Source organism: Pseudomonas gingeri, assembly GCF_013385635.1.
GTDB classification, from domain to species: domain Bacteria; phylum Pseudomonadota; class Gammaproteobacteria; order Pseudomonadales; family Pseudomonadaceae; genus Aquipseudomonas; species Aquipseudomonas gingeri_A.
On the sequence record NZ_JACAPR010000011.1, the window covers coordinates 221371 to 243659 of the forward strand.

Below are 22289 nucleotides of genomic sequence, written 5' to 3' on the forward strand. Positions count from 1 at the left end.
GAGGGCCTAGATGGCCCTTAGCACCACGATCCCCGGGGTCTTCTTCACATAGGCCAGGAACGGCGAGTCCACCACCTTGTAGCTGCTCGACCGGGCGGAGGCATTGCGCAGCACCGGGCCCTTGTCGGTCATGATGAAGATCCCGGTATGGGTCACGTCCAGGCCGTCGGCCGGGGTGTAGATGCCGATGTAGTCACCGGTCTTCAACCGGCTGATCACCGCGTCGTCGACGAATTCGCTGGGAATGTAGCTGATCGCCCGTGTCACCTGCGCCACCGACTGGCCGGGTTGCCCACCGTCCAGTGGGGTCTTGAGGACCTTGGTGATGGTGGTGGCATCCGGGCTGATCCCGGTGGTCACGTCGCGGGCATTGAGGGGCGTGGCGTGGGCCCAGTCGGTAAAGAAGTGCTTGCGGTTGAGGTAGCTGATATCGCCGTGTTCATAACGGGTACGGACCACGTTTTCGATAAAGCGCGGCACGCTGTCGGACTTGCGTAGCGCTTCGACGTAATCCAGGTAGGTAAAGCAGTCCAGGCCTCGGAAGTCGATCACCAGCTGTTCCGCCGAGGTCGCCGAGCCGACCAGCATGTGCGGTACATAGGGCGTGCCGAGGAAACTGGCGGAGATCTCGTTGATTCTCTCGCCGGGATCGTCGCGGGTGTCCCGGCCCAACCGCGACTCGATCAGCTTGATCTTGCCCAGGGTATAGTCGTCCAGCTTGAGCGGGGCATCGAGGGGCGTACGGGTGAAGCCGGTCAGCATCAGGCCGAGCACAAGGCCCGACAACACTGACATCATCTTGCTCATACAGTCTCCGGAGAACACGAGGGTGAGCGTGCCGACGGCCATTGTTTTCTGCGCGACGGCGGCTGTCAAAAAAAACTGCGGGCGAGCAGGGCGAGCACTTCGCGGACGGCTTTCATACCACGGTCCGAACGCGATATTCTGCCGGATGCCCGTTTTCCCGGTCTTCCCTGAGCGCCCTCATTCATGTCCGAATCACCCCCCACGGGGCATCGTCAGTTCAGTCGCAGCCTCAAGACGCTGAATCTCGCCTACCTGAACGAGGCGGGCGAGAAGAAAGTTGTGCCGGTTCTCGGGCGGCGGATTGCCTTTGTGCTGCTGGACAATTTCTCGATGATGGCCTTCACCGGTGCACTCGACGGCCTGGTCACCGCCAACCTGCTGGGGCGGGCAGCGTTGTATGAAGTGAAGACCTTCGGTATCGATCATCCGCAGATCACCTGCGACCTGGGCATCACCATCGCCGCCGATGGCTGCATTGCCGACCTGCGTGCCGATGGCGCGGACCTGCTGATCGTCTGTGGCGGCCTGCGCAGCCCGTTGCAGCCGGCGGGCCGGCTGGTGGAGAAACTGCGCCAGTGCGCCCAGCGTTCCATGCAATTGGGCAGCCTGTGGAACGGCTGCTTTCAACTGGCCCATGCCGGCCTGCTGGACGACCGGGCCTGCACCGTGCACCCCGAGAACCGCGCGGGACTGATGGAAATCTGCCCTACCGTGCGGCTGTTGCCGCAACCCTATGTCGTCGAGGATGGGCTGATCAGCTGTGCCGGCGCCAACAGTGCCCTGGGCCTGATCCTCAATGTGATTCGTGCGCAGCAGGGCGACGAACTGGTGCGCGGTATCGAGGCCATTCTCAGCTGCGACCGCAGCGAACAGACCGACAATATGCCGCTGGCCAGGGTATCCCGCGATCCGCGCCTGCCGGTGGCCCTGCAAGGGCTGCTGGACCTGATGGAGAACAATATCGAGGACCCGCTGGAACTCGACCAGTTGGCCACCTACGTCAACCTGTCGCGGCGCCAGGTGGACCGGTTGTTCCAGCAGTTCATGCAAAGTTCGCCCAAGCGCTATTACCTGGAACTGCGCCTGACCCGGGGCCGGCAGCTGTTGCTGCAGACCAACGAATCGGTGATAACCATCGCCACGGCGTGCGGCTTTGTCAGCTCGGCGCACTTCAGCCGCTGTTTCCGTGACTTCTTCGGCCACACCGCCAGCGAGGCCCGTGCCCGCCATCGCTGAGCCCCTGACCTCGCCAAGAAGTGCCGCCACTTGTTCTCAAGCGCGAGGTCCGCGGCCCCCGAGCGCCTGGTTGCGCCCTGGGCCCGGCCCGCCAGGGCGACGAGCGGGGTGCTGATCTGCTAACCGGGGCTTGATACACAGGGGCCTAGCACATGGGCATGCCCCAGGGTCGACACCCACACCTGGCTACCGACCCTGGGCGCCTGCATGCCCGTGCTGCGTACCAGCAGCGCCCGCTTGTGCGGATTCTGCAGTTGCACCGTCAAGGTACAGGTGTTGCCGCCGAAATCGCAGTCGCTCACCACCGCGGCACAGGCATCACCCTCGACCTGATCCGGGCCGGGCGCGCTCAGTTGCAGTTGCTCGGGGCGCAGCATGATCTGCGCCGCGCCGTGGTTGCCTTCGTCATTCACCGCGATCCGTCCCAGGTCGCAGTACGCCCAGCCATTCTCGACCCGCGCGGGCAGGATCACCGCATCGCCGAGGAACAGCGCGGTGTCCGCATCGTCGGGGCGCAGGTAGAGCTCCATCGGCGGTCCGGCCTGCACCAGTCGGCCCTTGCGCATCACCGCCAACTGGTCGGCAAACGACAGCGCTTCGGCCTGGTCGTGGGTGACCAGGATGGTGGTCACGCCGGCGTCCGACAGCAGCCGCGCGACCATCTTGCGCATCGCGGCGCGCAGGCCGGTATCCAGGGCGGAGAAGGGCTCGTCCAGCAGCATCAGCCGTGGCCGTTGCGCCAGCGCCCGGGCCAGGGCGACCCGTTGCTGCTGGCCGCCGGACAGTTCGTGGGGCCAGCGCCCGGCCATCTGTGTATCCAGCGCCACCTGCTCCATCAGTTCGGCGATACGCGGCTGTCTCGCGGCCGGCTTGCCGCTGAGTCCGAAGCCGATATTGTCGGCGACCGTCATGTGCGGGAACAGTGCGCCGTCCTGCGGGACATAACCGATCAGGCGCTGGTGGGCCGGGACCTGGGTCCTGCTGTCCACCAGCGGCTGGCCGTCCAGCAGGATGCTGCCGGCGTCGGGGAATTCGAAGCCGGCGATCATCCGCAGCAGGGTGGTCTTGCCCGAGCCGGAAGGCCCGACAATAGCCGTGCGGCTGCCGGTGGCGATCGACAGGTTGATATCTTCCAGGGCCGCCTGTGCTCCGAAGGACTTGTACAGCGAATGGAGTTCCAGAGCGTTCATCGGCCCGCCGTGCGTTTGGATTGGTAGTAGAGAAGCCCGGTCAGCGGCAGTGACAGCAGGATCATGATCAGTGCGTAGGGTGCGGCCCCGGCGTAGTCGATCTCGCTGGTCAGGGCCCAGAAACCGGTGGCCAGGGTGCGCGTGCCGTTGGGTGCGAGCAGCAGGGTGGCGGTCAGTTCGTTGGTGATCGCCAGGAACACCAGTGCCGCGCCCGCGGCGGCCCCCGGTGCGGCGAGGCGCAGGGTGATCGACCAGAGGGCGCGGGCAGGCGAGCGTCCCAGGCTGCGTGCGATGTTTTCCAGTTCCACCGGGGCCTGGGCGATACCCGCGCGCAGGCTGACCAGAGCGCGTGGCATGAACATCAGCAGGTAGGCCAGCAGCACCGTGAGCGAAGTCTGGTAGATCGGCCGGGCGAAGCTGATGGTCACCGTGACCAGGGCCAGCGCGACGACGATGCCGGGCAGCGAACTGGTGATGTAGTTACAACTCTCCAGCAGGCGGTGCAGGCGCCCGGGCGAGCGGATCGACAACCACGCCACGGGCACCGCGGAACAGGTGGTCAGCAGCGCTCCGGCGGCGCCGAGCAGCAGCGTCTGTTCCAGGGCCGGGAGCAATTCGTCCAGTTGCCAGACCTCGCTGCCCCCGGCGATCAGCCAGTTGCCGAGGGTGATCAATGGCACGCCGAGGGCGAGCACGCTGCTGATCAGCGCAATGCTCAGTGACAGCAGGGTCGTGGTGCGGCCGAGGCGTACCGTGCGTTGTTGCCGCGCGCTGCCGGAGCCGACCCGGGCATAACGCGCCTTGCCGCGGGCGGCGGATTCGACGGTCAGCAGCAGCAGGCAGCACAGTGCCAGGATACCGGCCAGGGTATGGGCGGCCGGGCCGCTGAAGGTCGACTTGAACTGGTCGAAGATCGCTGTGGTGAAGGTGTCGAAGCGGATCATCGCATAAAGGCCGTATTCGGCCAGCAGGTGCAGGCCCACCAGCAGCGCACCGCCACAGATCGCCAGGCGCAATTGCGGCAGGACGATACGGAAAAACACCGCCCAGGGTTTGAGCCCGAGGGACTCGCCGACATCCTCTATGGCCGGGTCGAGACGGCGCAGGGTGGCGGCAATCGGCAGGTAGAGAAACGGAAAATAGGCGATCACCGAGACCAGCACCCCGGCGAACAAGCCGTGGATCGGTGGCACCAGGCTGACCCAGGCGTAGCTGTGGACGAACGCCGGCACCGCCAGCGGCGCGGTTGCCAGCAATGACCAGATACGGCGGCCGGGCAGGTCGGTGCGTTCGGTCAGCCAGGCCAGCGTCAGGCCCAGCGCCACGCACAGGGGAATGGTGATGACCATCAGCAATAGGGTGTTGACCAGCAGTTCCGCCACCCGTGGGCGCCAGACCAGCGCTTCGAGGGTGGCCCAGCCGGTTTGCCAGGTGGAGAGGATCACGAAGGCGATGGGCAGCAACGCCAGCAAGGACACCAGCAGCGACAGCCCGATGATCCAGGGATTGCCCTGGTGCCCGAAGAATTTTCTGCTGCGTGGACGCAAAAGCGCCGCAGGCGCGTGAGCGACTGCGGCGGGGTCCAGAGGCGGAATGGACTCTGGAAGCAATTACAGGATTCCGGCTTGGGTCATCAGTTCCACAGCCTTCTTGCTGTCGAGTTTCGAGGCATCGACCTTCGGTGCATCGAGATCCTTGAGCGGCACCAGTTTCGCGTTGGACTCGGCGCCCGCGCCCACCGCGTATTCGAACGAGTTGCCGTTCTTGAGGACGGCCTGGCCACCTTTGCCGGTGACCCACTTGAGGAACGCCTGGGCTTCTTCCGGATGTTTGCTGGACTTGAGCACGCCGCCACCGGAGGTGCTGACAAAGGCGCCGGGGTCCTGGTGCTTGAAGTAGTGCAGGGAGGTGTTCTTGCTGTTCTCGCCGGTCTTGGCCTGGTCGCCGAAGCTGTAGTAGTGATAGATCACGCCGCTTTCGACCTGGCCGGCATTGACTGCCTTGAGCACGGCGCTGTTGCCGCGATAGATCGAGGCATTGGTCTTCATTGCCTTGAGCCAGTCCAGGGTCGCGGCTTCGCCCTTGAGTTCCAGCACGGCGGCGACGATGGCCTGGAAGTCGGCACCGGCCGGCGAAGCGGCCCAGCGGCCTTTCCACTCGGGCGAGGCGAGGTCGAGCAGGGACTTGGGCAGTTGTGCCTCGGTCAGCTTGCTCTTGTTGTAGACGAACACGGTGGAGCGGGCGGCGATGCCGACCCAGTTGCCGTGGGCCGGACGGTAGGCCGCACCGACCTGTTCCAGGGTGGTCGGCGCGACCGGGGCGAACAGCTTGGCACTGTCCACCAGGACCATGGCCGGGGAGTTCTCGGTGAGGAACACGTCCGCCGGCGACTTGTCGCCTTCCTGCACCAGTTGGTTGCCCATCTCGGTGTCATCGCCGTTGCGCAGGGTCACCTTGATCCCGGTTTCCTGGGTGAAGCCATCGATCCAGGCCTTGGTCAGGCTTTCGTGCTGGGCGTTGTAGACCACGATGCCATCGGCACTGGGCGCCGCGTAGACGTGACCGGCGTTGAGCAACGCGGTGGCCACCAGGGCGGTCTTGAGAAACGAGGGGAGACGGGAAATCATTGGGAGGAAGCTCCTGCGGTCTTGTTGAATGTGTGGCAGGCGTTGGCAGGTGCGTTTGCGCCCGATTCGCCGATCCAGTTAAACAATAGGAATCATTCGCATGTTTGTCCGGGCGGGAATGTAGAGCGCGAGATGAGAAAAAAACGTCAAATAAACCGTTAATCGATGTCGTTTGTATTTTGATTGAGACTCAGAGCTTGGCCAGCAGCTGGCTCAACTGGTTTTTCGCGGCGTCACCGCTGTGGGCGCGCTTGAGCAGGCCCTGAGTCATGTTCTTGTACATCGCCACAGCTTCTGGGGAAGAGGTGACGCTGGCGATTCCGGTATGAATATTGGGCAGTTCGCCCAGCCGATAGGGGCTGACGGCGACATAGCTGGTGTGTGCCTGCTGGAAAATCTGGAAGGTCGCACTGGGCAGGGTTTCATCGATCAGGTAGATATTCACGCGGCCGCCGTCGCTGCCGATCTTCTCGATCAGGTGCTCTATCTCCCGACGGGCCAGCAGGGCTCTTTCCATTCTCACACTGGTGGGCAGGTCCAGCCGGCCCACCAGGCCGATGTGCAGGTAGCGTTCTATCTGGCGCAGGCTGATGATCGAGTGGACCTCGAAATTCTGTTTGGAGAAGGTTGCCTTGCGCTCGTTGAGAATGTCGAGGATCTGCGTCTGCATGGCGTCCTGGCGGGCATCGAAGTCGTTGGGGCGTGCTTCATCGAGCATGGTCCTGAACAGCTCGGAGTACTCGGGTGTGGTCAGCAGATAGGAGAAGGGGTCGAAGTAGGACTGGATGCGGGTGGAGCGAGCTTCGAGCTGGCGCATCCGTTCGAAGTAGCCCAGGGCGTTGTCGAAGTACTCGGTATCCGAACCCAGCAGGCTGTTGAACGAGACGTTCAGCAGTTCGGCCAACCGCTCCAGGGTTTCGAGCTTGACGATCTTGCCCAGTTCCAGGCGATACACCGCCGCCCTGGAAATATCCAGTTTTTCCGCCACTTGGTCGGCATTCATCTGGCGTCCGATCCGGTAGGCCCTGAGGCGCTCGCCGATGGCTTGGTAGTCGATTTGGCTCACTGTGGCTCCGAAAGTCTGAACGCGTCCGTGGGTGGCAGCCAATAGCTCCATCTGTTGCGGTGGCGACCGTCAAGGAAAAGGTCGCGGCACGCACAAGGAAATTTCTTGACCTGTATCGGGCTTGCCTGTATCAATATTTAGACGAGATAAATTTACTCGTCTAAAAAATACAAAAAAGGCTTGGCCATGTCTATCTGATTGGCTCGTCGCGCTGTGCCCATAACTATAAGAAATCGGAGCTCACCTCATGCGTCATGTATTCGCAGTGCCTTCGTTCGTCTCGATTTTGTCCCTTGTCCCCTCGATTTACCTGCTGACTCCGCTGGCCTGGGGCGATACGTTGGTCGGCTATCGCTACAGCGCCCATTACACAGAGCCGGGCAATGGCGGAGATGTCGCCAAGCAGATTCTGCAGGTGTCCCATGTGAGCGGTTATTCGCTGGGGCAGAATTTCGTCAACCTGGATGTGTTCAAGTCCGATCGCAGCGATCCGGCAAAGGGTGGCGGCAGCGGTGCCACCGAGGTCTACGTGACTTACCGTAACCAGATGCAGTATGGAAAGGTCTTCGGCACGCCACTGGCGTTCGGTCCGGTGCGGGACCTGGCCCTGACGGCCGGCTTTGACTACAACGACAAGGACAACGCCTTCGGCCCCAACAAGCGCATGCTGGTGTTCGGTCCGACCGTCAAGTTCGCCCTGTCGGCCGGGTTTGTCGACGCCAGCCTCTACTACGCCAGGGAATGGAATCATTGCGGCCTGGATGCGTGCGACAGGCCGGGGAATCACAACGAGATCCTGTTCGCCCCGTATTACCAGTTCAATGTGAACTGGGGCGTGCCCTTTGCAGTGGCCGGGTTACCGCTCAAGTTCCAGGGTTATTACCTGCTCAACGGCAGCAAGGGAGACGATTACCAGCAGCAGTCCACGGCGCCCGAGCAACTGATGCGCGCCTCGCTGATGCTGGATGTCGGCCGACTTGGCTGGGGCGCCAGCAATGTGCTGTGGATCGGTCCGGGCTACGAATACTGGCGAAACAAATTCGGTAATCATGACCGGCCTGGTGTGGATACCGATGCGCTCTCGGTCAATATCGAGTGGCACTTGTGATTTTTTTTGATGAACTAGTATCAAAAATTAGACAGCTCGTCTCATTTGTTCGTAGACTGCGGCACGGCGCTTGCTTCATGAAGCGTGCGTGATGCCAGTAAGGATGAGTCGGGGTAACGGCAAGCTCGCCTCTATCGGCGTACTGCCAACAACATCCAGAAAAACAAGAGGTTATGATCGTGACGGCGCAAAACGATTCGACTGCCGCAAACGCGGCTGCATCACCACGCAAGGCCCTGGTTGCCAGTGTAACGAGATACGCGATGGATGGTTTCGACCTGCTGATCCTCGGTTTCATGTTGCCGACCATCACCCTGGCCCTGGGCCTGAGCAGTTCCGAAGCCGGTTCGCTGGTGACCTGGACCCTGCTTGGCGCGGTGATCGGTGGTCTGGTCTTCGGTCAATTGAGTGACCGTTATGGACGGGTCAAGATGCTCAGTGCCTGCATCCTGGTGTTCTCCGTGTTTACCGGACTGTGCGCATTGGCCCAGGGTTACTGGGATCTGCTGGCGTATCGCACGCTGGCCGGTTTCGGCCTGGGCGGCGAGTTCGGTATCGGCATGGCTCTGATCGCCGAGACCTGGCCGACCAGCCAGCGCAACCGGGCTTCGTCCTATGTCGGCATGGGGTGGCAGGCCGGGGTCCTGGCCGCGGCGTTGCTGACGCCGTTGCTGCTGCCGCACATTGGCTGGCGTGGCATGTTCCTGGTGGGGCTGGTGCCGGCGCTGTTGTCGTTCTGCATCCGCCATACCATGGGCGAGCCGCAGGCGTTTCTCAAGGCGGCAAGCAATCCGATTTCCTTTACCCGTCGCTTTGCCGAACTGTTCAAGGACGTTCAGACCACCAAGGCCAGCCTCGGGGTCATCGTGCTGACCTCGGTACAGAACTTCGGCTACTACGGCATCATGATCTGGATGCCCAGTTATCTGTCCCGGCAGTTCGGTTTTTCCCTGACGGCCTCGGGGACCTGGACCGCCGCGACGGTAGTGGGCATGGCCTTCGGTATCTGGTTGTTCGGCCAGCTGGCCGACCGTTTCGGGCGCTGGAAGATCTTTCTGCTCTACCAGGGCAGCGCCGCCTTGATGGTGCTGCTGTACGCCAACCTCACCGATCCGCTGACGATGCTGTTCGCCGGGGTGGTGATGGGCATCTTCGTCAACGGCATGATTGGCGGCTACGGCGCCCTGATCTCCGACCTGTACCCGGCCCAGGTGCGTGCCACCGCGCAGAATGTGCTGTTCAATGTCGGACGCGGTGTCGGTGGTTTCGGGCCGCTGGTGGTCGGCGCGATTGCCCTGGCGTATTCGTTCTCGGCGGCGATCATGCTGCTGGCCTCGATCTATCTGCTGGCGATGGCGGCGACCCTGTTCCTGTTGCCACGCAGTCAGGGGGATGAGGGGCAGGCGCCGGCCGCGCCGCTCTCGCCGCAGGAGCAATAGCCGGTAAGGGCAAGGACGCCTGGATATTTGCAAAAGTTCCGTATCAAAAATTAGACATGCATGACGAGCTGGCGTAAAGTCAGCTCAGAAGAACAGTGGAAAACAGCGGATACCGCCTTGGTCAGAGGAGGTATCGCATTCTTTTGATTGTTGTGTATCAAAAATTAGACAAGAAGAGGTCCTTCCAATGACTGTGGTCTCCAGCTGCTGCCAGGCTATCGCCGTCACACCGCCCAACGACACGCTGGCGGTGGTGCTGTCCAACGAATGGGTCAATGACGAGTACAAGCGCCTGGTGCTCCAGGCCGGCGGTGCCGCCAGTGAATCCCGGCCCGGACAGTTCTTCAATCTGCTGTGTCCGAGCGACGGCGAGTACAAGCCGTTCTTCCGTCGTCCCATGAGCACCTACAAGGCCGATCCGCTGAGTGGCGAGGTGGAGTTTCTCTACAAGGTGACCGGCAAGGGCACCTATGGCCTGGATACGCTGCGGCCGCAACAGACCCTGGAGATCCTCGGGCCCCTGGGCAAAGGCTTCGACCTCGACCCGGACTGGCGTCACATGATCATCGTCGCCCGTGGCGTGGGCCTGGCGACGCTCGCACCGCTGGCGGAAGCAGCCCATGCCCTGGGCATCAGCCTGACGGCGGTGCTCAGTGCCCGCAGCGAAAAAAGCCTGCTGTCCCGCGAGCGTTTCGCTTCGCTGGGAGCCGAGGTCATCAGCGTCCTCGATGAGGATGGCAGTAGCGGGCTGGAGCACATCGAAGCGTTGCTGCGCCGCGTCATCGCTCGCGAGGGCAGCAATGCCCTGTTCACCTGTGGCTCCAGACGCCTGACGCGTCTGCTCAAGCGCCTGTGCGGCGAGTTGCACCTGAGCGGCCAGGTGGCCCTGGAGCAGCAGATGGTCTGCGGCCTGGGCATGTGCCAGTGCTGCGTCGATGTATTTGAAGTCGCAGGGTTGAAGATCGGTAAGCGCGTTTGCCTGGAAGGGCCGGTGTTCGACCTGGCGGAGGTGGTGGAATGATTGATTTGAGCGTGAAGATCGGCGGTTTGCACCTGCGCAATCCGGTGATGCCGGCCTCGGGCACCTTCGCCGAGGAACTCAGCCACCTGCTGGATTTCAACGCCCTGGGGGCGCTGGTGACGAAGACCATCACCACTGAAAAACGCAGTGGAAACCCGATGCCGCGGGTCTGCGAACTGGCCGACGGGATGATGAATGCCATCGGTATTCCCAGCAAAGGCGCCGACAGTTTTATCGACAAGGTGGTGCCGTTCTATCGCGACTACGACACGCCGTTGATTGTCAGCATTTCCGCGCCCACCGCCCAAGGCTTCGCCAACCTCGCCGCGCGCCTGGGCGATGTGCCGGGCATCGCCGGGATCGAAGCGAATATTTCCTGTCCGAACCTGGAGGCCCACGGCCAGTCATTTGGCATGCAGGCCGACAGCACGCGGCAGGTGGTCCGGTTGATGCGCAAGGCAACGGCATTGCCACTGTGGGTCAAGTTGACCCCCAACAGCGGCGAGATCGTCGAGATCGCCCTGGCGGCCGAAGAGGAGGGTGCCGATGCAGTGGTGGTCGGCAATACCCTGCTGGGCCTGTCCATCGATATCGAGAAAGGTCGTGCCCGCCTGGGCAATTTCATGGGCGGGATTTCCGGCGCCATGATCAAGCCGCTGATGGTCCGCCTGACCTATCAGTGTGCGCAGGCCCTGCGCATCCCGGTGATCGGTTGCGGCGGTATTTCCACCGCCGACGATGCCCTGGAGTTCATCCTTGCCGGCGCCACTGCAGTGCAGGTCGGCACCGCGACTTTCATCCATCCCCGGACCATGAACCTGATGGTCGACGAACTGGACGTGTATTGCCGGCGCAAGGGGGTCAGTCGCCTGAGCAGCTTGATCGGCAGTCTCGACGATGCGCCGGCCGAGCCGTTTGGAGCACTGCCATGAACTCACTGTGGCAGGCCCAGGCCAGCAGGATATTCGCCGATATCGCCGAGTTGTCACGCGATCCCAAGGAGGGTATTACCCGGGAAAGCTACGGCCCCGGCGAAAGCGCGGCGATTGCCTACCTGTGCGACTACGCCCTGGCGCGCGGGCTTGAGGTCAATCGCGACCGCGCCGGCAATGTGATCTTTCAGCGTCGTGACGATTCCGGCTTGCCGGCCATCTGGTATGGGTCGCACTTGGACTCGGTCCCCCAAGGTGGTAACTACGATGGTCTGGCCGGGGTAGTGGCTGGTCTGTTGTGCCTGTGTCGGCTGGACCAGGAGCAGGTGCGCACCGCATGGCCTTTTCGCGTCCTCGGCTTGCGGGGCGAGGAGAGTGCCTGGTATGGCAAGTCCTATATCGGTTCGCGGGCGGTGATGGGCGGACTCACCGGGGAAGACTTGCAGCGGGTTAACCGCTTCAGCCAAAAAAGCCTGGGCGATGCCCTGCAGTCGGTCGGCGCTGACCTCGACGCGATCCGCCGCCAGCAATGGTTGATCGAGCGCGAGCAGTTCGCCGGCTACCTGGAAGTGCATATCGAACAGGCCGAGTCCCTGGAGAAAGCCGGCCAGGCCATCGGCATTGTCCCCGGCATTCGCGGCAACCTGCGCCACAACCGGGTCCGTTGCCTGGGCGAAGACGGCCATTCCGGGGCGGTGTCCCGCGAGGATCGTCACGATTCGGTGTTCGCCGTCAGCGAGCTGGTGGCACGGATCGATGAATGCTGGGAGCAATGGCTGGCCGCCGGACAGGACCTGGTGGTGACGGTCGGTACCTTGGGCACCAACAGCGCTCATCATGCGGTGTCGCGAATCCCCGGCGAAGTCAGTTTCAGTCTGGAGATCCGCAGCCTGCAACAGCCGACGCTGGAGCGTTTCCATGCATTGATCCTGCATGAGGTGCGGTTGATCGAAGCGCGGCGCCGGGTGATCTTCGAGTTCGACGAGCGTGTCGACACCGCGCCGGCCGCCATGCATCAACCTTGGGTCGAACTGTTCAGCCGCCTGACCCGCGAGCAGGGCTGGGCCGGTATGCAGACGCCCAGTGGCGCGGGACACGACGCGGCGGTGTTCGCCAACGCAGGGATTCCCAGCGCGATGTTGTTTATCCGGAACCAGCATGGCTCCCATAACCCCCATGAAGCGATGGACGTCGACGATTTCGTCAGGGCGACCGAAGTACTTTATCTCGCCAGCCAGGAGTTGAATCCATGACACAGCAAGGCAATTCGTGGTTGATCCGCAACGCCACCTTGATCAATGAAGGGCAGCGTTTTATCAGCGACCTGTGGGTCCGCGACGGCCGCATCGCACGGATCGCTCCGGTCATCGAGGTGCCTGCCGATACCCCGGTGATCGAGGCAGGCGGCCTGTGGTTGCTGCCCGGGATGATTGACGACCAGGTGCATTTTCGCGAGCCGGGACTGACCCACAAGGCGGATATCGCCAGCGAGTCGCGAGCCTGCGCCGCGGGCGGCATCACCAGCTTCATGGAAATGCCCAACACCCGGCCGCCGGCGCTGGACCAGGCGTCCCTGGAAGCGAAGTACGCGATCGCCGCCGAGTCCTCGGTGGTCAACTACGCCTTTTATCTGGGGGCCAGCAACGACAACCTGGAGGCCATTCGCCGCATCGACCCGCGCAGCACGCCGGGGGTGAAGGTGTTCATGGGGGCCTCGACCGGCAATATGCTGGTGGACGATCCGCAGGTGCTGGACGGGATTTTCCGCGACACGCCGGTGATGATCATCACCCATTGCGAAGACACACCGATGATCGACGCCAACCTGGCCCGGGCCACGCTCGAATATGGCGAGGCCATCCCGGCCCGCGAGCATCCGCTGATCCGTTCTCGCGAGGCGTGCATCCAGTCCACCCGGCTGGCCATCGACCTGGCTCGCAAGCATGGCAGCCGCTTGCATGTGCTGCATATCTCCACTGCCGAAGAGCTGGAGCTGTTCGAACCGGGGCCATTGGCGAGCAAGCGCATCACCGCCGAAACCTGCGTGCATTTCCTCCATTTCAATGACCTGGACTACGAGCGGCTGGGGTTCCTGCTCAAGTGCAACCCGGCGGTGAAGAGCGAGACGGACCGCCAGGCCATTGTCCGGGCGCTGGCCGATGGGCGTATCGACGTGCTGGCCACCGACCATGCACCGCACCTGCTGGAAGAAAAGCAGGCGCTCTACACCAAGGCACCCTCGGGTCTGCCGCTGGTGCAGTTTGCACTTCAGGCAGCGCTGGAGCGGGTGTTCGCCGGGGAGTTGAGCTTGGAACGGGTGGTCGAGGCCACCAGCCATGCGCCAGCCCGGTTGTTCGACGTGGTCGGACGCGGTTTTCTGCGCGAGGGCTACGCGGCGGACCTGGTCCTGGTGGACCCGCATTCGCCGCATCGGGTCGAGCGCTCCCAGGTCTTGTCCAAATGCGGCTGGAGCCCGTTCGAGGGCACGACCTTTTCGTCGCGGATTGTCGGCACCTTCGTCAACGGCCAGCGGGTCTGGGACGGTAGCGCCATTGTTCCTGACATTCACGGACAGCGCCTGGCATTCGATCGCTGAAGCCTGCCCTGTATTCAATGACCATAAGGAACGAACCATGAATTTTTCAGCTGTTGTCCAGGAGTTCCGCAATGCCTTGCCGGGCACCGATTCCTTCAAGCGCGTACGGGTGCAATGCGAACAGATCATCCGCACGCTGCCCGAGCAGGCGGCCATCTGTTTTGTCATCGGCGAGTTCTGCCGGGCCTATGTGCTGTTCTATGAAGATCAGGAAGTTCGTCCGGAGTTTGCCCAGCAGATCCAGGCGCAGTTGCTGGGTTACATGGACAGTCTTGACGAAGCCTTGCGCACCGCCGACAGCGGCCTGATCGCCGCTGCCCTGAATGAGGTGGTGGTGGCCTATGCCGGCAGTCGCGGCTTGGTCTGAGCGTCTTGCCCGGCGAAACGGATCACCAGCCGGGCGAAGAAGGCGCCGGTGAAGATCACCGCCAGCAGACGCAGGGTCTGCATCGCCAGGACCAGGCCGACATCTGAGTGGGTGTCGACCGCGATGATCGCCATGGTGTCCAGACCGCCGGGGCTGGTGGCCAGGTAGACCGAGAGGAAATCCAGGCCGAGCCACTTCGCCAGGACCCAGGCCGAGGCGGCGCACAGGGCGATCAGGCTGATGGCGCCGAGGATCATCGTCGGCAGGCGTTTCCACACGTACAGCACGGTGGGCCGATCAAAGCGCAGACCGACGAAGCAGCCGATGGCGCCATAGGCGACGGCCAGCAGCCCGGCGGGCAGGGTGATATGCAGCAGCCCCGACAGTTGCAGAACCCCGCCGATCAGCAGTGGCACCAACAGGGCGCCGGCCGGGATACGCGCGCCGAGCACCACGCCGAGTGCCACGGTGGCCAGGGTCAGCCCCAGGTTGACCAGGCTGAAACCGTGCAGAGCGGCTTGCGTGGCATGCAGTTCGCTGCCGTTGGCGGGGGCTTCCAGCACATGGCTGACCAGCGCCCCGATCACTACCACGCAGACCACGCGCACGTATTGCATGGTTGCCACGACCCGGCCATCGGCACCGAAGTCATCGGCCATCAGGACCATGGCCGACGCCGCGCCCGGTGAGGTGCCCCAGGCGGCGGTGCTGGCCTGGATCCCGCCGAAACGCACCATCGCCAGGCCCACCAGGGAGCTCAGGCACACCGTCAGCACCGTGGCGAACAGCATCAGGTGCCAGGATTCGGCCATCGACGTCAGTACCGCCAGGGTCATGGAGTGGGCGGCGAGCAGGCCGATGCAGCCCTGGCCGAAGCGAAACGCCTGCCGGTGAATGCGGATGTTGGCGCCACTGACGCCAAAGCCGATGGCCACCAGCATTGGCCCGATAAATTGCCCGGCCGGCAGGCTGGCGTGCTTGAGCAGTTGTCCGGCGGTGCCGGCGAGGATGATCAGGGCCAGCCATTGCAATGGGCGGGGCCAGGTGGTCAGGGAAAACCGTGATGACGAGGATGATGATGCAGGCAAGAAACACACTCCAGAGCGCTGGACGCGCCTGTTGCAGGGCGTTGGGATCGGCGCGGCAGATAAATTATTGATAACGCAATCGATCAAGTCCAGACTCTAATTGTGATGAAACGATAACTTTGGTTGATCAATTATGGATCTGCGAGATCTCACCTATTTCGAAACGATTGCCGAACTGGGGCACCTGGGGCGGGCAGCCGAAAAGCTCAATCGCAGCCAGCCGGCACTGACCAAGAGCATCCAGCGCCTTGAGGAGTCGTTCGGTACCAAACTGTTCGAGCGCGAGGGGCGGCGGATCAAGCTGACACCGGTCGGCATGCTGTTGCAGCAGCGCGGCCGGCAGTTGCAGCAGAGCATTGCCGAGACCCATCGGGAGGTACGCGACTTCGCCAGTGGCGTGCTGGGCAATATCCGCCTGGGCTGTGCGGCGAGCATGGCCGAATACCTGCTGCCGCAACTGACTGCGGCCTTGCTCGAACGGGCCCCGGAGATCACCCTGAACCTGGCGATCGGCCAGGACGACATGCTGCGCGAATCCCTGCGTTCCGGGCGCCTGGACATGGTGATCTGCCCGCTGTTCGACGACTCGCAGTTGCTGTCCCACCCGTTGTTCGACGACGAGGCGGTAGTGGTCGCCAGTCGCAATCATCCGATCTTCGACGGGCCGATTCGTCTGAGCGAACTGGGGCGCTATCGCTGGGTGCTGCCGGCGGCCGGCGTGTCATCGCGACGCTGGATCGACAATGTGTTCCTTGCCCATGACCTACCGCTGCCTTCGGTGCAGATCGAGACCAACACGATTTCCCTGCTGCCGCGCCTGATCGGCCAGACCCGGCTGCTGAGCTTCCTCGCACGCGAGACCCTGGAGGACGTACGGGGCGCGATGCACCTGCGTGAAGTACGCCTCAAGGAAACCACCATGAAGCGCACCCTGGTGGTTTCCGTGCGGGCCGGCGGCTATCTGTCGCCGGCCGCGCAGACCATGCTCGACCTGCTCAAGCGCGATGGCCGGGCGTTTTTCAGCGAGCGTTGACAGCGGGAATTCCTGCGCGTTGTGTGCTTGTCTGACCACTTGATCGCCGAATCCGCCTACGGTCCAGAATATTGTGTTCCGTGAATCATCGGTTCACGCTATAGTCATGATCAAGACTTTCCGACACAAGGGCCTGAAGGCCTATTTTGAATCCGGGACCACCCGGGGGATTCAGGCTGGTCATGCCAGGCGACTGGGGCTCATCCTCGCTGCTCTTGATATGGCCGCGAGTCCAGGCGAGCTCGATCTTCCGGGTTATCGCCTGCATTTGCTCAAGGGGCGGTTGGCCGGGTATTGGTCAATGACCGTCAGCGGTAACTGGCGTGTGATTTTCCAGTTTGTCGGGGTGGACGTCGAGTTGGTCGATTACCTCGACTATCACTGAAAGGAGGCCATTCATGGCCATGCATAATCCTCCGCATCCTGGCTTCATGATTCAGGAGATGCTGCCGGAACTGAACATAACGATCGCTGAGATGGCTCGGCGCCTGCATTTTTCCCGTGAAATGCTTTCACGGGTGATCAATGGTCGGGCACCCATCAGCCCTGATCTGGCTGTGCGCCTGGAGCGCTCCGGTTTGAGCACTGCTCGTTTCTGGCTGGGCCTGCAAATGAACTATGACCTGTGGCAAGCCGAACACCGCGAGCAGCCAGCGGTTGGTCGGTTGGTCGCGGCCTGAAAGGGCGCGGTCAACGCTGCTCCACCCGATTGAGAAAACGCCGGGTACGTTCGTTGTCCGGTTCGATCAGTATCTGCCGTGGCGTGCCGTCGGCGACGATCCGTCCGGCTTCCATGAACAGCACGCGGTCGGCGATGTCCTGGGCGAACTTCATTTCGTGGGTCACCAGCAACATGGTCATCTGCTGCTCATGGGCAATCGAACGGATCACCGCCAGCACTTCGCCCACCAGTTCCGGGTCCAGGGCCGAGGTCACTTCGTCGAACAGCATCACCTTCGGCCGCATCGCCAGGGCCCGTGCGATGGCCACCCGTTGCTGTTGGCCGCCGGACAGTTGGGCGGGGTAGGCGTCGGCCTTGTGGCCCAGGCCGACCATCGCCAGATAGGCATGGGCACGTTCCAGGGCTTCCTCACGACTGACCTTGAGCACCTGCAACGGCGCTTCGGTGATGTTCTCCTGCACGGTCAGGTGCGGGAACAGGTTGAACTGCTGGAACACCATGCCGACCCGATGCTCCACCGCCGGCTTCTTTGCGCCGGGCCAGCGCCAGCCCGAGGCCTTGGCCGTGACGGGCACGCCGTCGACTTCGATACGGCCCCGCTGGTAGGGCTCCAGCCCCTTGATCAGGCGCAGCACGGTGGATTTGCCCGAGCCGCTGGGGCCGATCAACGCGACTTTCTGGCCTTGGGGAATGCTCAGGTCGAGGTGGTCGATCACCCGGGTCGCACCGAAATGCTTGACCACCTGGGTGAGACGAATCTGGGCCGGCGCGGTACTCGCCAGGTGTGCAATATCAGACATGGCTGCGCCTTTCCAGGTACTTGAACAGCAGGGAAGTCGGGACGCTGATGATCAGGAACAGCACGGCCATCAGCGTATAGGGTTCGGTGTAGCGATAGGTCATGCCGGCCACTTGCTTGGCGGCCTGGAACAGTTCCGGAATGGTGATCACCGCCAGTAGCGGGGTTTCCTTGAACATGCCGATCAGGTAGTTGCCCAGCACCGGCAGCATCGGTTTCAGGGCCTGGGGCAGGATGATCCGGCGCCAGGTGGTGGCCGTCTCGAAGTCCAGCGCGCGGGCCGCCTCCCACTGGCCGGCCGGCACGCCGTCGATGGCGCCACGATAGGCTTCGGCGATATAGGCGCTGTAGTAGAGCCCGAGGCCGATCACACCGGTGGAGATCGCCGGCAGGGTGATGCCCGCCGAGGGCAGGGCGAAAAACAGCACATAGAGCTGAACCATAAGCGGCGTGTTGCGAAAGAAGCTCAGATAGCCCTGGCAGAAGCGCCGTAGCGCGACGACGGGCGAGCGCTGGGCAATGGCCAGGATCAACCCGAGCAGCACCGCCAGCAGGAAGCCCAGCACCACCACCTGCACGGTGACCAGCAGGCCGCGCAGCAGGTCGGGCAGGATCGACCAGGCAAATTCGACATCGAATTCCATGTTATTCCCGCGTTATCTATTTCGAGAGCCGGCGCCAGGCCGAGCTGTGTTGTTCGTAGCGGCGCACCAGCCAGGTCAGCGGCCAGGCCATGACGAAATAGCAGACCAGCACAATGCTCCAGATCAGCGTCTGCTGGCCCAGGGTGGTGACCAGTTGGTTGCCGGCAAAGGTCAGGTCGCTGAGGGTGATCAGCGACACCAGCGAGGTGGTCTTCATCAGTTCCACCAACTGGTTACCCAGCGGCGGCAGCATGAAGGGCAGGGCCTGGGGCAGGATGATCCGTCGAAACGCCGCCAGCGCGCCGAAGTCCAGTGCCCGCAGGGCATCGCGTTGCCCGGGGCTGACATTGACCAGCGCTGCCCGGACGATCTCCGAACCGTAGGCCGAGAACGTCAGGCCGAGGCCGATCACCCCGGTGGTCATCGGCGACAGGCTGATGCCGAACAGCGGCAGGATAAAGAACAGATAGAACAGCAGCACCAATGCCGAGATGCCGCGCAGCAACTCGACATAGGCGGTGGCGAACCAGCGCAGCGCGCGCCAGGGCGACAGGCGCATCAGCGCGATCACCAGGGACAGCGCCAGCACCAGCACTTCGGCGAGGAAGGTGATCTGCAGGGTCACCCACGCGCCATGGGCCAGCTGGCGCGCGATGAACAGGGCCGTATCCACGGCCGGGGTATCGATTGGCATGGCCTGTACTCGTGTGGGTTTGAGGCCGTTTCAGCGAAAGCGTCGGTCTTGCTTACTGGCTGCAACGTTGCGTGGCGGTGACGTCCGCGTCAGGCAGCTCGTTTTCGGTGTAGTCGTATTTCTGCAGGATCTTCAGCAGTTCGCCGGAAGCCCGCAGCCTGGCCAGTTGCTCGTTGAACGCCTGGGTGAAGGCCGGGTCGTTTTTCGGCAGGCCATAGGCCTGGTAGTTCCAGCTCGGCTTGCCTTGGGCATCGGGGATCTGGGCGAAGGGCAGGGCGCGTTCGATGGCCGGGTTGGCGGCTTTCTTCAGCAGGCCGATGATCTCGGCATCGGGGAAATACACCACGTCGATGCGTCCGGCTTCCAGGGCCGAAAGGGCCTCGGTGTCCTTGTCGAACAGCACCACGTTGGTCGTGGCGATGCCGCTGTCCTTGGCTTCCTGGACCTGGTTGGTGCCGGCCTGGGTGGCCAGGCGCGCCTTGCCGTTGCTGGCGACGTCCTTGAGGCTGTGCAGGTTCAGCGGGTTGCCGGCCTTGACGATAAAGGCGCCGCCGGAACGGGTGATCGGGTTGGAGAAGCCGATGACCTTGCAGCGGTTGGTGTTGATGAACAGGCCTTCGCCGATCAGGTCGAAACGCTTGGCGGTGACGCCCGGTACCAGTGAGCCGAAGTCGGTGATCGGGGTTTCGAGCTTGTGGATGCCCAGGGGTTCGAGAATCGCCTTGAGTACATCGACGTAGGCGCCGGTGACTTTGCCGTCGGTGCCGATATAGGCGTATGGCTGTTCATTGGCGATCCCGGCGCTGAGGCCCTCGGTACGACCTTTTTCCAGCAGGCCGGCAGCCATGGCGCTGGAGGACAGGGCGACGTTCAACAAGGCGGCAGAGCACAGCACGGCCGGAAGCGACAGCGATTTGAGGACGTTCATCAAGTAAGCCTGGGTTCAAGGAGGGTATGGGGTCGGCGGCTGCATCGGGGTGACGCAAGCACGCACGACAGGCGCGATCCCGACGGGGAGCCTGCCTGCCATGGCGTGTCTGGAATGTGTTTATAACTTTATCGTTGCGAATGGAAAGTTATAAATATCATTAAGTCATATACATATATTTTTTACAGGCCACGGATTCAGCCCGGGACACCGAAATCCAGCAGTACTTTCATGGCCTGGCTTTTGTCCGCCGCCAGTTCGAACGCCTCGATGGCCCGCGTGAACGGCACGGTATGGGAAATCACCGGGCGCACATCGATCACCTTGCGATTGAGCAGGTCCACTGCCTGGGCGAATTCGCCGTGGAAACGGAAGGTGCCGCGCAGGTCGATTTCCTTGCTCACCAGCAGGTTCAGCGGCAGCGATACATCGCCGCCGAGTCCCACGGTGACCACCACGCCCCGTGGAGCGACCCGTTCCAGGCCGTCGCGCAGGGCCTGGGCGCTGCCGGAGACTTCGAACATCACATCGAAGTAGCCTTTCTGCGCGGCATAGGCCTGCAGCGCCGTCGGTTCCTCGGCGAGGTTGTGGGTACGGCTGGCGCCCATGCGTCGGGCGCATTCCAGCGGACCGGCGGCCAGGTCGACGGCAACGATTTCCGCTGCGCCGGCGGCCCGCAGGCTGGCGATCAACAGGTTGCCGATGGGGCCGCAACCGGTGACCAGTATCCGCTTGCCGAACACCGCGCCGGCCCGCTGGATCGCATGCAGGCCAACCGACAGCGGCTCGGCCATGGCACCCTCGGCCAGGCTCAGGTCATCGGCCAGCCGATGGGCCTGGCTGACATCGATCACCAGGCTTTCGCGAAACGCGCCCTGGATATGGGGGAAGGGCATGGCGCTGCCGTAGAAGCGCATGTTCAGGCAATGATTGGGCAGGCCCTGATGACAGAAGCGGCAACCGCCGCAGGGCCGCGAAGGCGACACCGCGATCCGTTGGCCGGGGGCGAAGTCCGTGGTGTCGCCGCCCACCGCGTCGATCACCGCCGACACTTCATGGCCGAGCACCATCGGCTCGCGCAGGCGCACGGTGCCGAAGCCACCGTGCTGGTAGTAATGCAGGTCCGAGCCGCAGATGCCGCCACGGGCGATGCGCACCCGCAATTGACCGGGCAACAGCGGTTCGGACTCGGCCTGGGGTTCGACCCGCAGGTCCTTCGAAGCATGGCAAACGATAGCGTGCATGGGTGTCTCCCGGATCACAACGAGGCGGTGATGCCGCCGTCGACATAAAGGATATGGCCGTTGACGAAGCTGGCCGCGTCACTGGCGAGAAAAACCGCGGCACCGGCCAGTTCCGCGACTTCGCCCCAGCGCCGGCTTGGGGTGCGCTGGACCAGCCAGTCGCTGAACTGCGGATTGGCCACCAGCGCGGCATTCAGTTCGGTCTTGAAATAACCGGGGCCGATGCCGTTGACGGTCAGGCCATGGGGGCCCCAGTCGACGGCCATGCCCTTGGTCAGCATTTTCAGTGCGCCCTTGCTGGCGGCATAGGGGGCGATGCCGGGGCGACCGAGTTCGCTTTGCACCGAGCAGATATTGATGATCCGTCCGCGTTGGCGCGTGATCATATGCCGGGCCACGGCCTGGCCGACCAGGAACGCGCTGTCGAGATTGGTGCGCATCAGCTCATGCCAGTGGCTTTCGGTAAACTCTTCCAGCGGCCCACGCCGCTGCATGCCGGCATTGTTGACCAGGACCTCTATCGGGCCGAGACGGCTTTCGATCTGCGCCACGGCCTCGCGCACGGCCTCGCCGTCGGTGACATCGAAGGCCTGCATATGCACCTCCAGGCCTTCCTCCGCAAGGATCCGGGCACTGTCTTCCAGGGTTTGCCGATTACGCCCGTTGAGCACCACCCGCGCGCCGGCCTGGGCCAGGCCCCGGGCGATGGCGAGGCCGATGCCGCTGCTGGAACCGGTGATCAGCGCGAGCCGACCGTTGAGACGAAAACGCTCTAGTACCGCTTGCAT

The 22289-nt window shown here is 63.1% G+C and carries 23 protein-coding genes; 11 read left to right on the plus strand and 12 right to left on the minus strand.

The genetic code is table 11. The features are described from left to right. Positions 1-6: 6 nt before the first annotated feature. Entirely contained in the window at positions 7-807 is an 801-nt protein-coding gene (locus tag HX851_RS15000; RefSeq protein ID WP_177061000.1) for a DUF1460 domain-containing protein, read from the minus strand. A 183-nt stretch (positions 808-990) separates the two neighbouring features. Here HX851_RS15000 and HX851_RS15005 point away from each other — a divergent pair, with 183 nt between their 5' ends. After that, positions 991-2043: a GlxA family transcriptional regulator gene (locus tag HX851_RS15005; protein WP_177060998.1), complete on the plus strand. Its 1053-nt coding sequence runs from the start codon at positions 991-993 to the stop codon at positions 2041-2043. 119 nt (positions 2044-2162) lie between these two features. On the opposite strand, the gene HX851_RS15010 is transcribed toward HX851_RS15005, so the two are convergent. The 4 genes from HX851_RS15010 to HX851_RS15025 all read right to left on the minus strand — a co-directional run bounded on the left by HX851_RS15010 (position 2163) and on the right by HX851_RS15025 (position 6926). Further along, entirely contained in the window at positions 2163-3233 is a 1071-nt protein-coding gene (locus HX851_RS15010; protein WP_177065932.1) for an ABC transporter ATP-binding protein, read from the minus strand. Then, positions 3230-4780: an ABC transporter permease gene (locus tag HX851_RS15015; protein WP_177065933.1), complete on the minus strand. Its 1551-nt coding sequence runs from the start codon at positions 4778-4780 to the stop codon at positions 3230-3232. Before HX851_RS15015 ends, HX851_RS15010 begins: the two co-directional genes overlap by 4 nt. 63 nt (positions 4781-4843) lie before the next feature. After that, the gene (locus tag HX851_RS15020) at positions 4844-5860 is read right to left on the minus strand and encodes an iron ABC transporter substrate-binding protein (RefSeq protein WP_177065934.1); all 1017 of its coding nucleotides are present in this window, start codon (positions 5858-5860) and stop codon (positions 4844-4846) included. A 190-nt stretch (positions 5861-6050) separates the two neighbouring features. Beyond that, positions 6051-6926 carry a helix-turn-helix domain-containing protein gene (locus HX851_RS15025; protein WP_177065935.1) on the minus strand — a complete coding sequence of 292 codons (876 nt, stop codon included), beginning with the start codon at positions 6924-6926 and terminating at the stop codon, positions 6051-6053. Between the two features lie 247 nt (positions 6927-7173). On the opposite strand from HX851_RS15025, the gene HX851_RS15030 reads away from it, so the two are divergent. The 7 genes from HX851_RS15030 to HX851_RS15060 all read left to right on the plus strand — a co-directional run bounded on the left by HX851_RS15030 (position 7174) and on the right by HX851_RS15060 (position 14389). Then, positions 7174-8034, plus strand: coding sequence for a hypothetical protein (locus HX851_RS15030; protein WP_177065936.1), 861 nt, complete (start codon positions 7174-7176; stop codon positions 8032-8034). Between the two features lie 173 nt (positions 8035-8207). Then, positions 8208-9473 (plus strand): MFS transporter, encoded by a 1266-nt coding sequence (locus HX851_RS15035; RefSeq protein ID WP_177065937.1) that lies wholly within the window; start codon positions 8208-8210, stop codon positions 9471-9473. 187 nt (positions 9474-9660) lie between these two features. Next, complete coding sequence (locus tag HX851_RS15040) at positions 9661-10494, plus strand: dihydroorotate dehydrogenase electron transfer subunit (protein WP_017129086.1); 834 nt, start codon at positions 9661-9663, stop codon at positions 10492-10494. After that, on the plus strand, positions 10491-11426 hold the full coding sequence (locus HX851_RS15045) for a dihydroorotate dehydrogenase (protein WP_177065938.1): 936 nt from the start codon (positions 10491-10493) through the stop codon (positions 11424-11426). Before HX851_RS15040 ends, HX851_RS15045 begins: the two co-directional genes overlap by 4 nt. Continuing rightward, positions 11423-12679, plus strand: a complete 1257-nt coding sequence (locus tag HX851_RS15050) for a Zn-dependent hydrolase (protein WP_017129087.1) — start codon at positions 11423-11425, stop codon at positions 12677-12679. Before HX851_RS15045 ends, HX851_RS15050 begins: the two co-directional genes overlap by 4 nt. After that, complete coding sequence (locus tag HX851_RS15055; RefSeq protein WP_177065940.1) at positions 12676-14022, plus strand: dihydroorotase; 1347 nt, start codon at positions 12676-12678, stop codon at positions 14020-14022. Before HX851_RS15050 ends, HX851_RS15055 begins: the two co-directional genes overlap by 4 nt. Positions 14023-14059: 37 nt before the next feature. Then, a complete protein-coding gene (locus HX851_RS15060; protein ID WP_017129089.1) occupies positions 14060-14389 on the plus strand; it encodes a hypothetical protein in 330 nt (109 codons plus the stop codon). On the opposite strand, the gene HX851_RS15065 is transcribed toward HX851_RS15060, so the two are convergent. Continuing rightward, entirely contained in the window at positions 14362-15477 is a 1116-nt protein-coding gene (locus HX851_RS15065; RefSeq protein ID WP_177065941.1) for an AbrB family transcriptional regulator, read from the minus strand. The two genes, HX851_RS15060 and HX851_RS15065, sit on opposite strands and share 28 nt — an antisense overlap. 133 nt (positions 15478-15610) lie before the next feature. Here HX851_RS15065 and HX851_RS15070 point away from each other — a divergent pair, with 133 nt between their 5' ends. From HX851_RS15070 to HX851_RS15080, 3 genes are all read left to right on the plus strand, one after another. Then, positions 15611-16510, plus strand: a complete 900-nt coding sequence (locus HX851_RS15070; protein WP_017129091.1) for a LysR family transcriptional regulator — start codon at positions 15611-15613, stop codon at positions 16508-16510. Positions 16511-16616: 106 nt separating this feature from the next. Continuing rightward, positions 16617-16895 (plus strand): type II toxin-antitoxin system RelE/ParE family toxin, encoded by a 279-nt coding sequence (locus tag HX851_RS15075; protein ID WP_017129092.1) that lies wholly within the window; start codon positions 16617-16619, stop codon positions 16893-16895. 13 nt (positions 16896-16908) lie between these two features. Beyond that, positions 16909-17190, plus strand: a complete 282-nt coding sequence (locus HX851_RS15080; RefSeq protein ID WP_017129093.1) for a HigA family addiction module antitoxin — start codon at positions 16909-16911, stop codon at positions 17188-17190. A 10-nt stretch (positions 17191-17200) separates the two neighbouring features. On the opposite strand, the gene HX851_RS15085 is transcribed toward HX851_RS15080, so the two are convergent. The 6 genes from HX851_RS15085 to HX851_RS15110 all read right to left on the minus strand — a co-directional run bounded on the left by HX851_RS15085 (position 17201) and on the right by HX851_RS15110 (position 22289). Next, positions 17201-17992, minus strand: a complete 792-nt coding sequence (locus HX851_RS15085; protein WP_177060988.1) for an amino acid ABC transporter ATP-binding protein — start codon at positions 17990-17992, stop codon at positions 17201-17203. After that, positions 17985-18635: an ectoine/hydroxyectoine ABC transporter permease subunit EhuD gene (gene ehuD, locus HX851_RS15090; RefSeq protein ID WP_177065942.1), complete on the minus strand. Its 651-nt coding sequence runs from the start codon at positions 18633-18635 to the stop codon at positions 17985-17987. Before ehuD ends, HX851_RS15085 begins: the two co-directional genes overlap by 8 nt. A 16-nt stretch (positions 18636-18651) precedes the next feature. Next, positions 18652-19329: an ectoine/hydroxyectoine ABC transporter permease subunit EhuC gene (gene ehuC, locus HX851_RS15095; RefSeq protein WP_177060984.1), complete on the minus strand. Its 678-nt coding sequence runs from the start codon at positions 19327-19329 to the stop codon at positions 18652-18654. A gap of 52 nt (positions 19330-19381) precedes the next feature. Then, positions 19382-20257 (minus strand): ectoine/hydroxyectoine ABC transporter substrate-binding protein EhuB, encoded by an 876-nt coding sequence (gene ehuB / locus HX851_RS15100; RefSeq protein WP_177060982.1) that lies wholly within the window; start codon positions 20255-20257, stop codon positions 19382-19384. A 197-nt stretch (positions 20258-20454) separates the two neighbouring features. Beyond that, entirely contained in the window at positions 20455-21501 is a 1047-nt protein-coding gene (locus tag HX851_RS15105; protein ID WP_177065943.1) for an L-idonate 5-dehydrogenase, read from the minus strand. A gap of 14 nt (positions 21502-21515) precedes the next feature. Then, positions 21516-22289, minus strand: coding sequence for a glucose 1-dehydrogenase (locus HX851_RS15110; protein ID WP_177060978.1), 774 nt, complete (start codon positions 22287-22289; stop codon positions 21516-21518).

Coding starts and splice junctions, on each gene's coding strand:
- HX851_RS15000 (WP_177061000.1), bottom strand. CDS start 807: ATGAGCAAGATGATGTCAGTGTTGTCGGGCCTTGTGCTCGGCCTGATG.
- HX851_RS15005 (WP_177060998.1), top strand. CDS start 991: ATGTCCGAATCACCCCCCACGGGGCATCGTCAGTTCAGTCGCAGCCTC.
- HX851_RS15010 (WP_177065932.1), bottom strand. CDS start 3,233: ATGAACGCTCTGGAACTCCATTCGCTGTACAAGTCCTTCGGAGCACAG.
- HX851_RS15020 (WP_177065934.1), bottom strand. CDS start 5,860: ATGATTTCCCGTCTCCCCTCGTTTCTCAAGACCGCCCTGGTGGCCACC.
- HX851_RS15030 (WP_177065936.1), top strand. CDS start 7,174: ATGCGTCATGTATTCGCAGTGCCTTCGTTCGTCTCGATTTTGTCCCTT.
- HX851_RS15035 (WP_177065937.1), top strand. CDS start 8,208: ATGATCGTGACGGCGCAAAACGATTCGACTGCCGCAAACGCGGCTGCA.
- HX851_RS15040 (WP_017129086.1), top strand. CDS start 9,661: ATGACTGTGGTCTCCAGCTGCTGCCAGGCTATCGCCGTCACACCGCCC.
- HX851_RS15045 (WP_177065938.1), top strand. CDS start 10,491: ATGATTGATTTGAGCGTGAAGATCGGCGGTTTGCACCTGCGCAATCCG.
- HX851_RS15050 (WP_017129087.1), top strand. CDS start 11,423: ATGAACTCACTGTGGCAGGCCCAGGCCAGCAGGATATTCGCCGATATC.
- HX851_RS15055 (WP_177065940.1), top strand. CDS start 12,676: ATGACACAGCAAGGCAATTCGTGGTTGATCCGCAACGCCACCTTGATC.
- HX851_RS15060 (WP_017129089.1), top strand. CDS start 14,060: ATGAATTTTTCAGCTGTTGTCCAGGAGTTCCGCAATGCCTTGCCGGGC.
- HX851_RS15070 (WP_017129091.1), top strand. CDS start 15,611: ATGGATCTGCGAGATCTCACCTATTTCGAAACGATTGCCGAACTGGGG.
- HX851_RS15075 (WP_017129092.1), top strand. CDS start 16,617: ATGATCAAGACTTTCCGACACAAGGGCCTGAAGGCCTATTTTGAATCC.
- HX851_RS15080 (WP_017129093.1), top strand. CDS start 16,909: ATGGCCATGCATAATCCTCCGCATCCTGGCTTCATGATTCAGGAGATG.
- HX851_RS15085 (WP_177060988.1), bottom strand. CDS start 17,992: ATGTCTGATATTGCACACCTGGCGAGTACCGCGCCGGCCCAGATTCGT.
- ehuD (WP_177065942.1), bottom strand. CDS start 18,635: ATGGAATTCGATGTCGAATTTGCCTGGTCGATCCTGCCCGACCTGCTG.
- ehuC (WP_177060984.1), bottom strand. CDS start 19,329: ATGCCAATCGATACCCCGGCCGTGGATACGGCCCTGTTCATCGCGCGC.
- ehuB (WP_177060982.1), bottom strand. CDS start 20,257: ATGAACGTCCTCAAATCGCTGTCGCTTCCGGCCGTGCTGTGCTCTGCC.
- HX851_RS15105 (WP_177065943.1), bottom strand. CDS start 21,501: ATGCACGCTATCGTTTGCCATGCTTCGAAGGACCTGCGGGTCGAACCC.
- HX851_RS15110 (WP_177060978.1), bottom strand. CDS start 22,289: ATGCAAGCGGTACTAGAGCGTTTTCGTCTCAACGGTCGGCTCGCGCTG.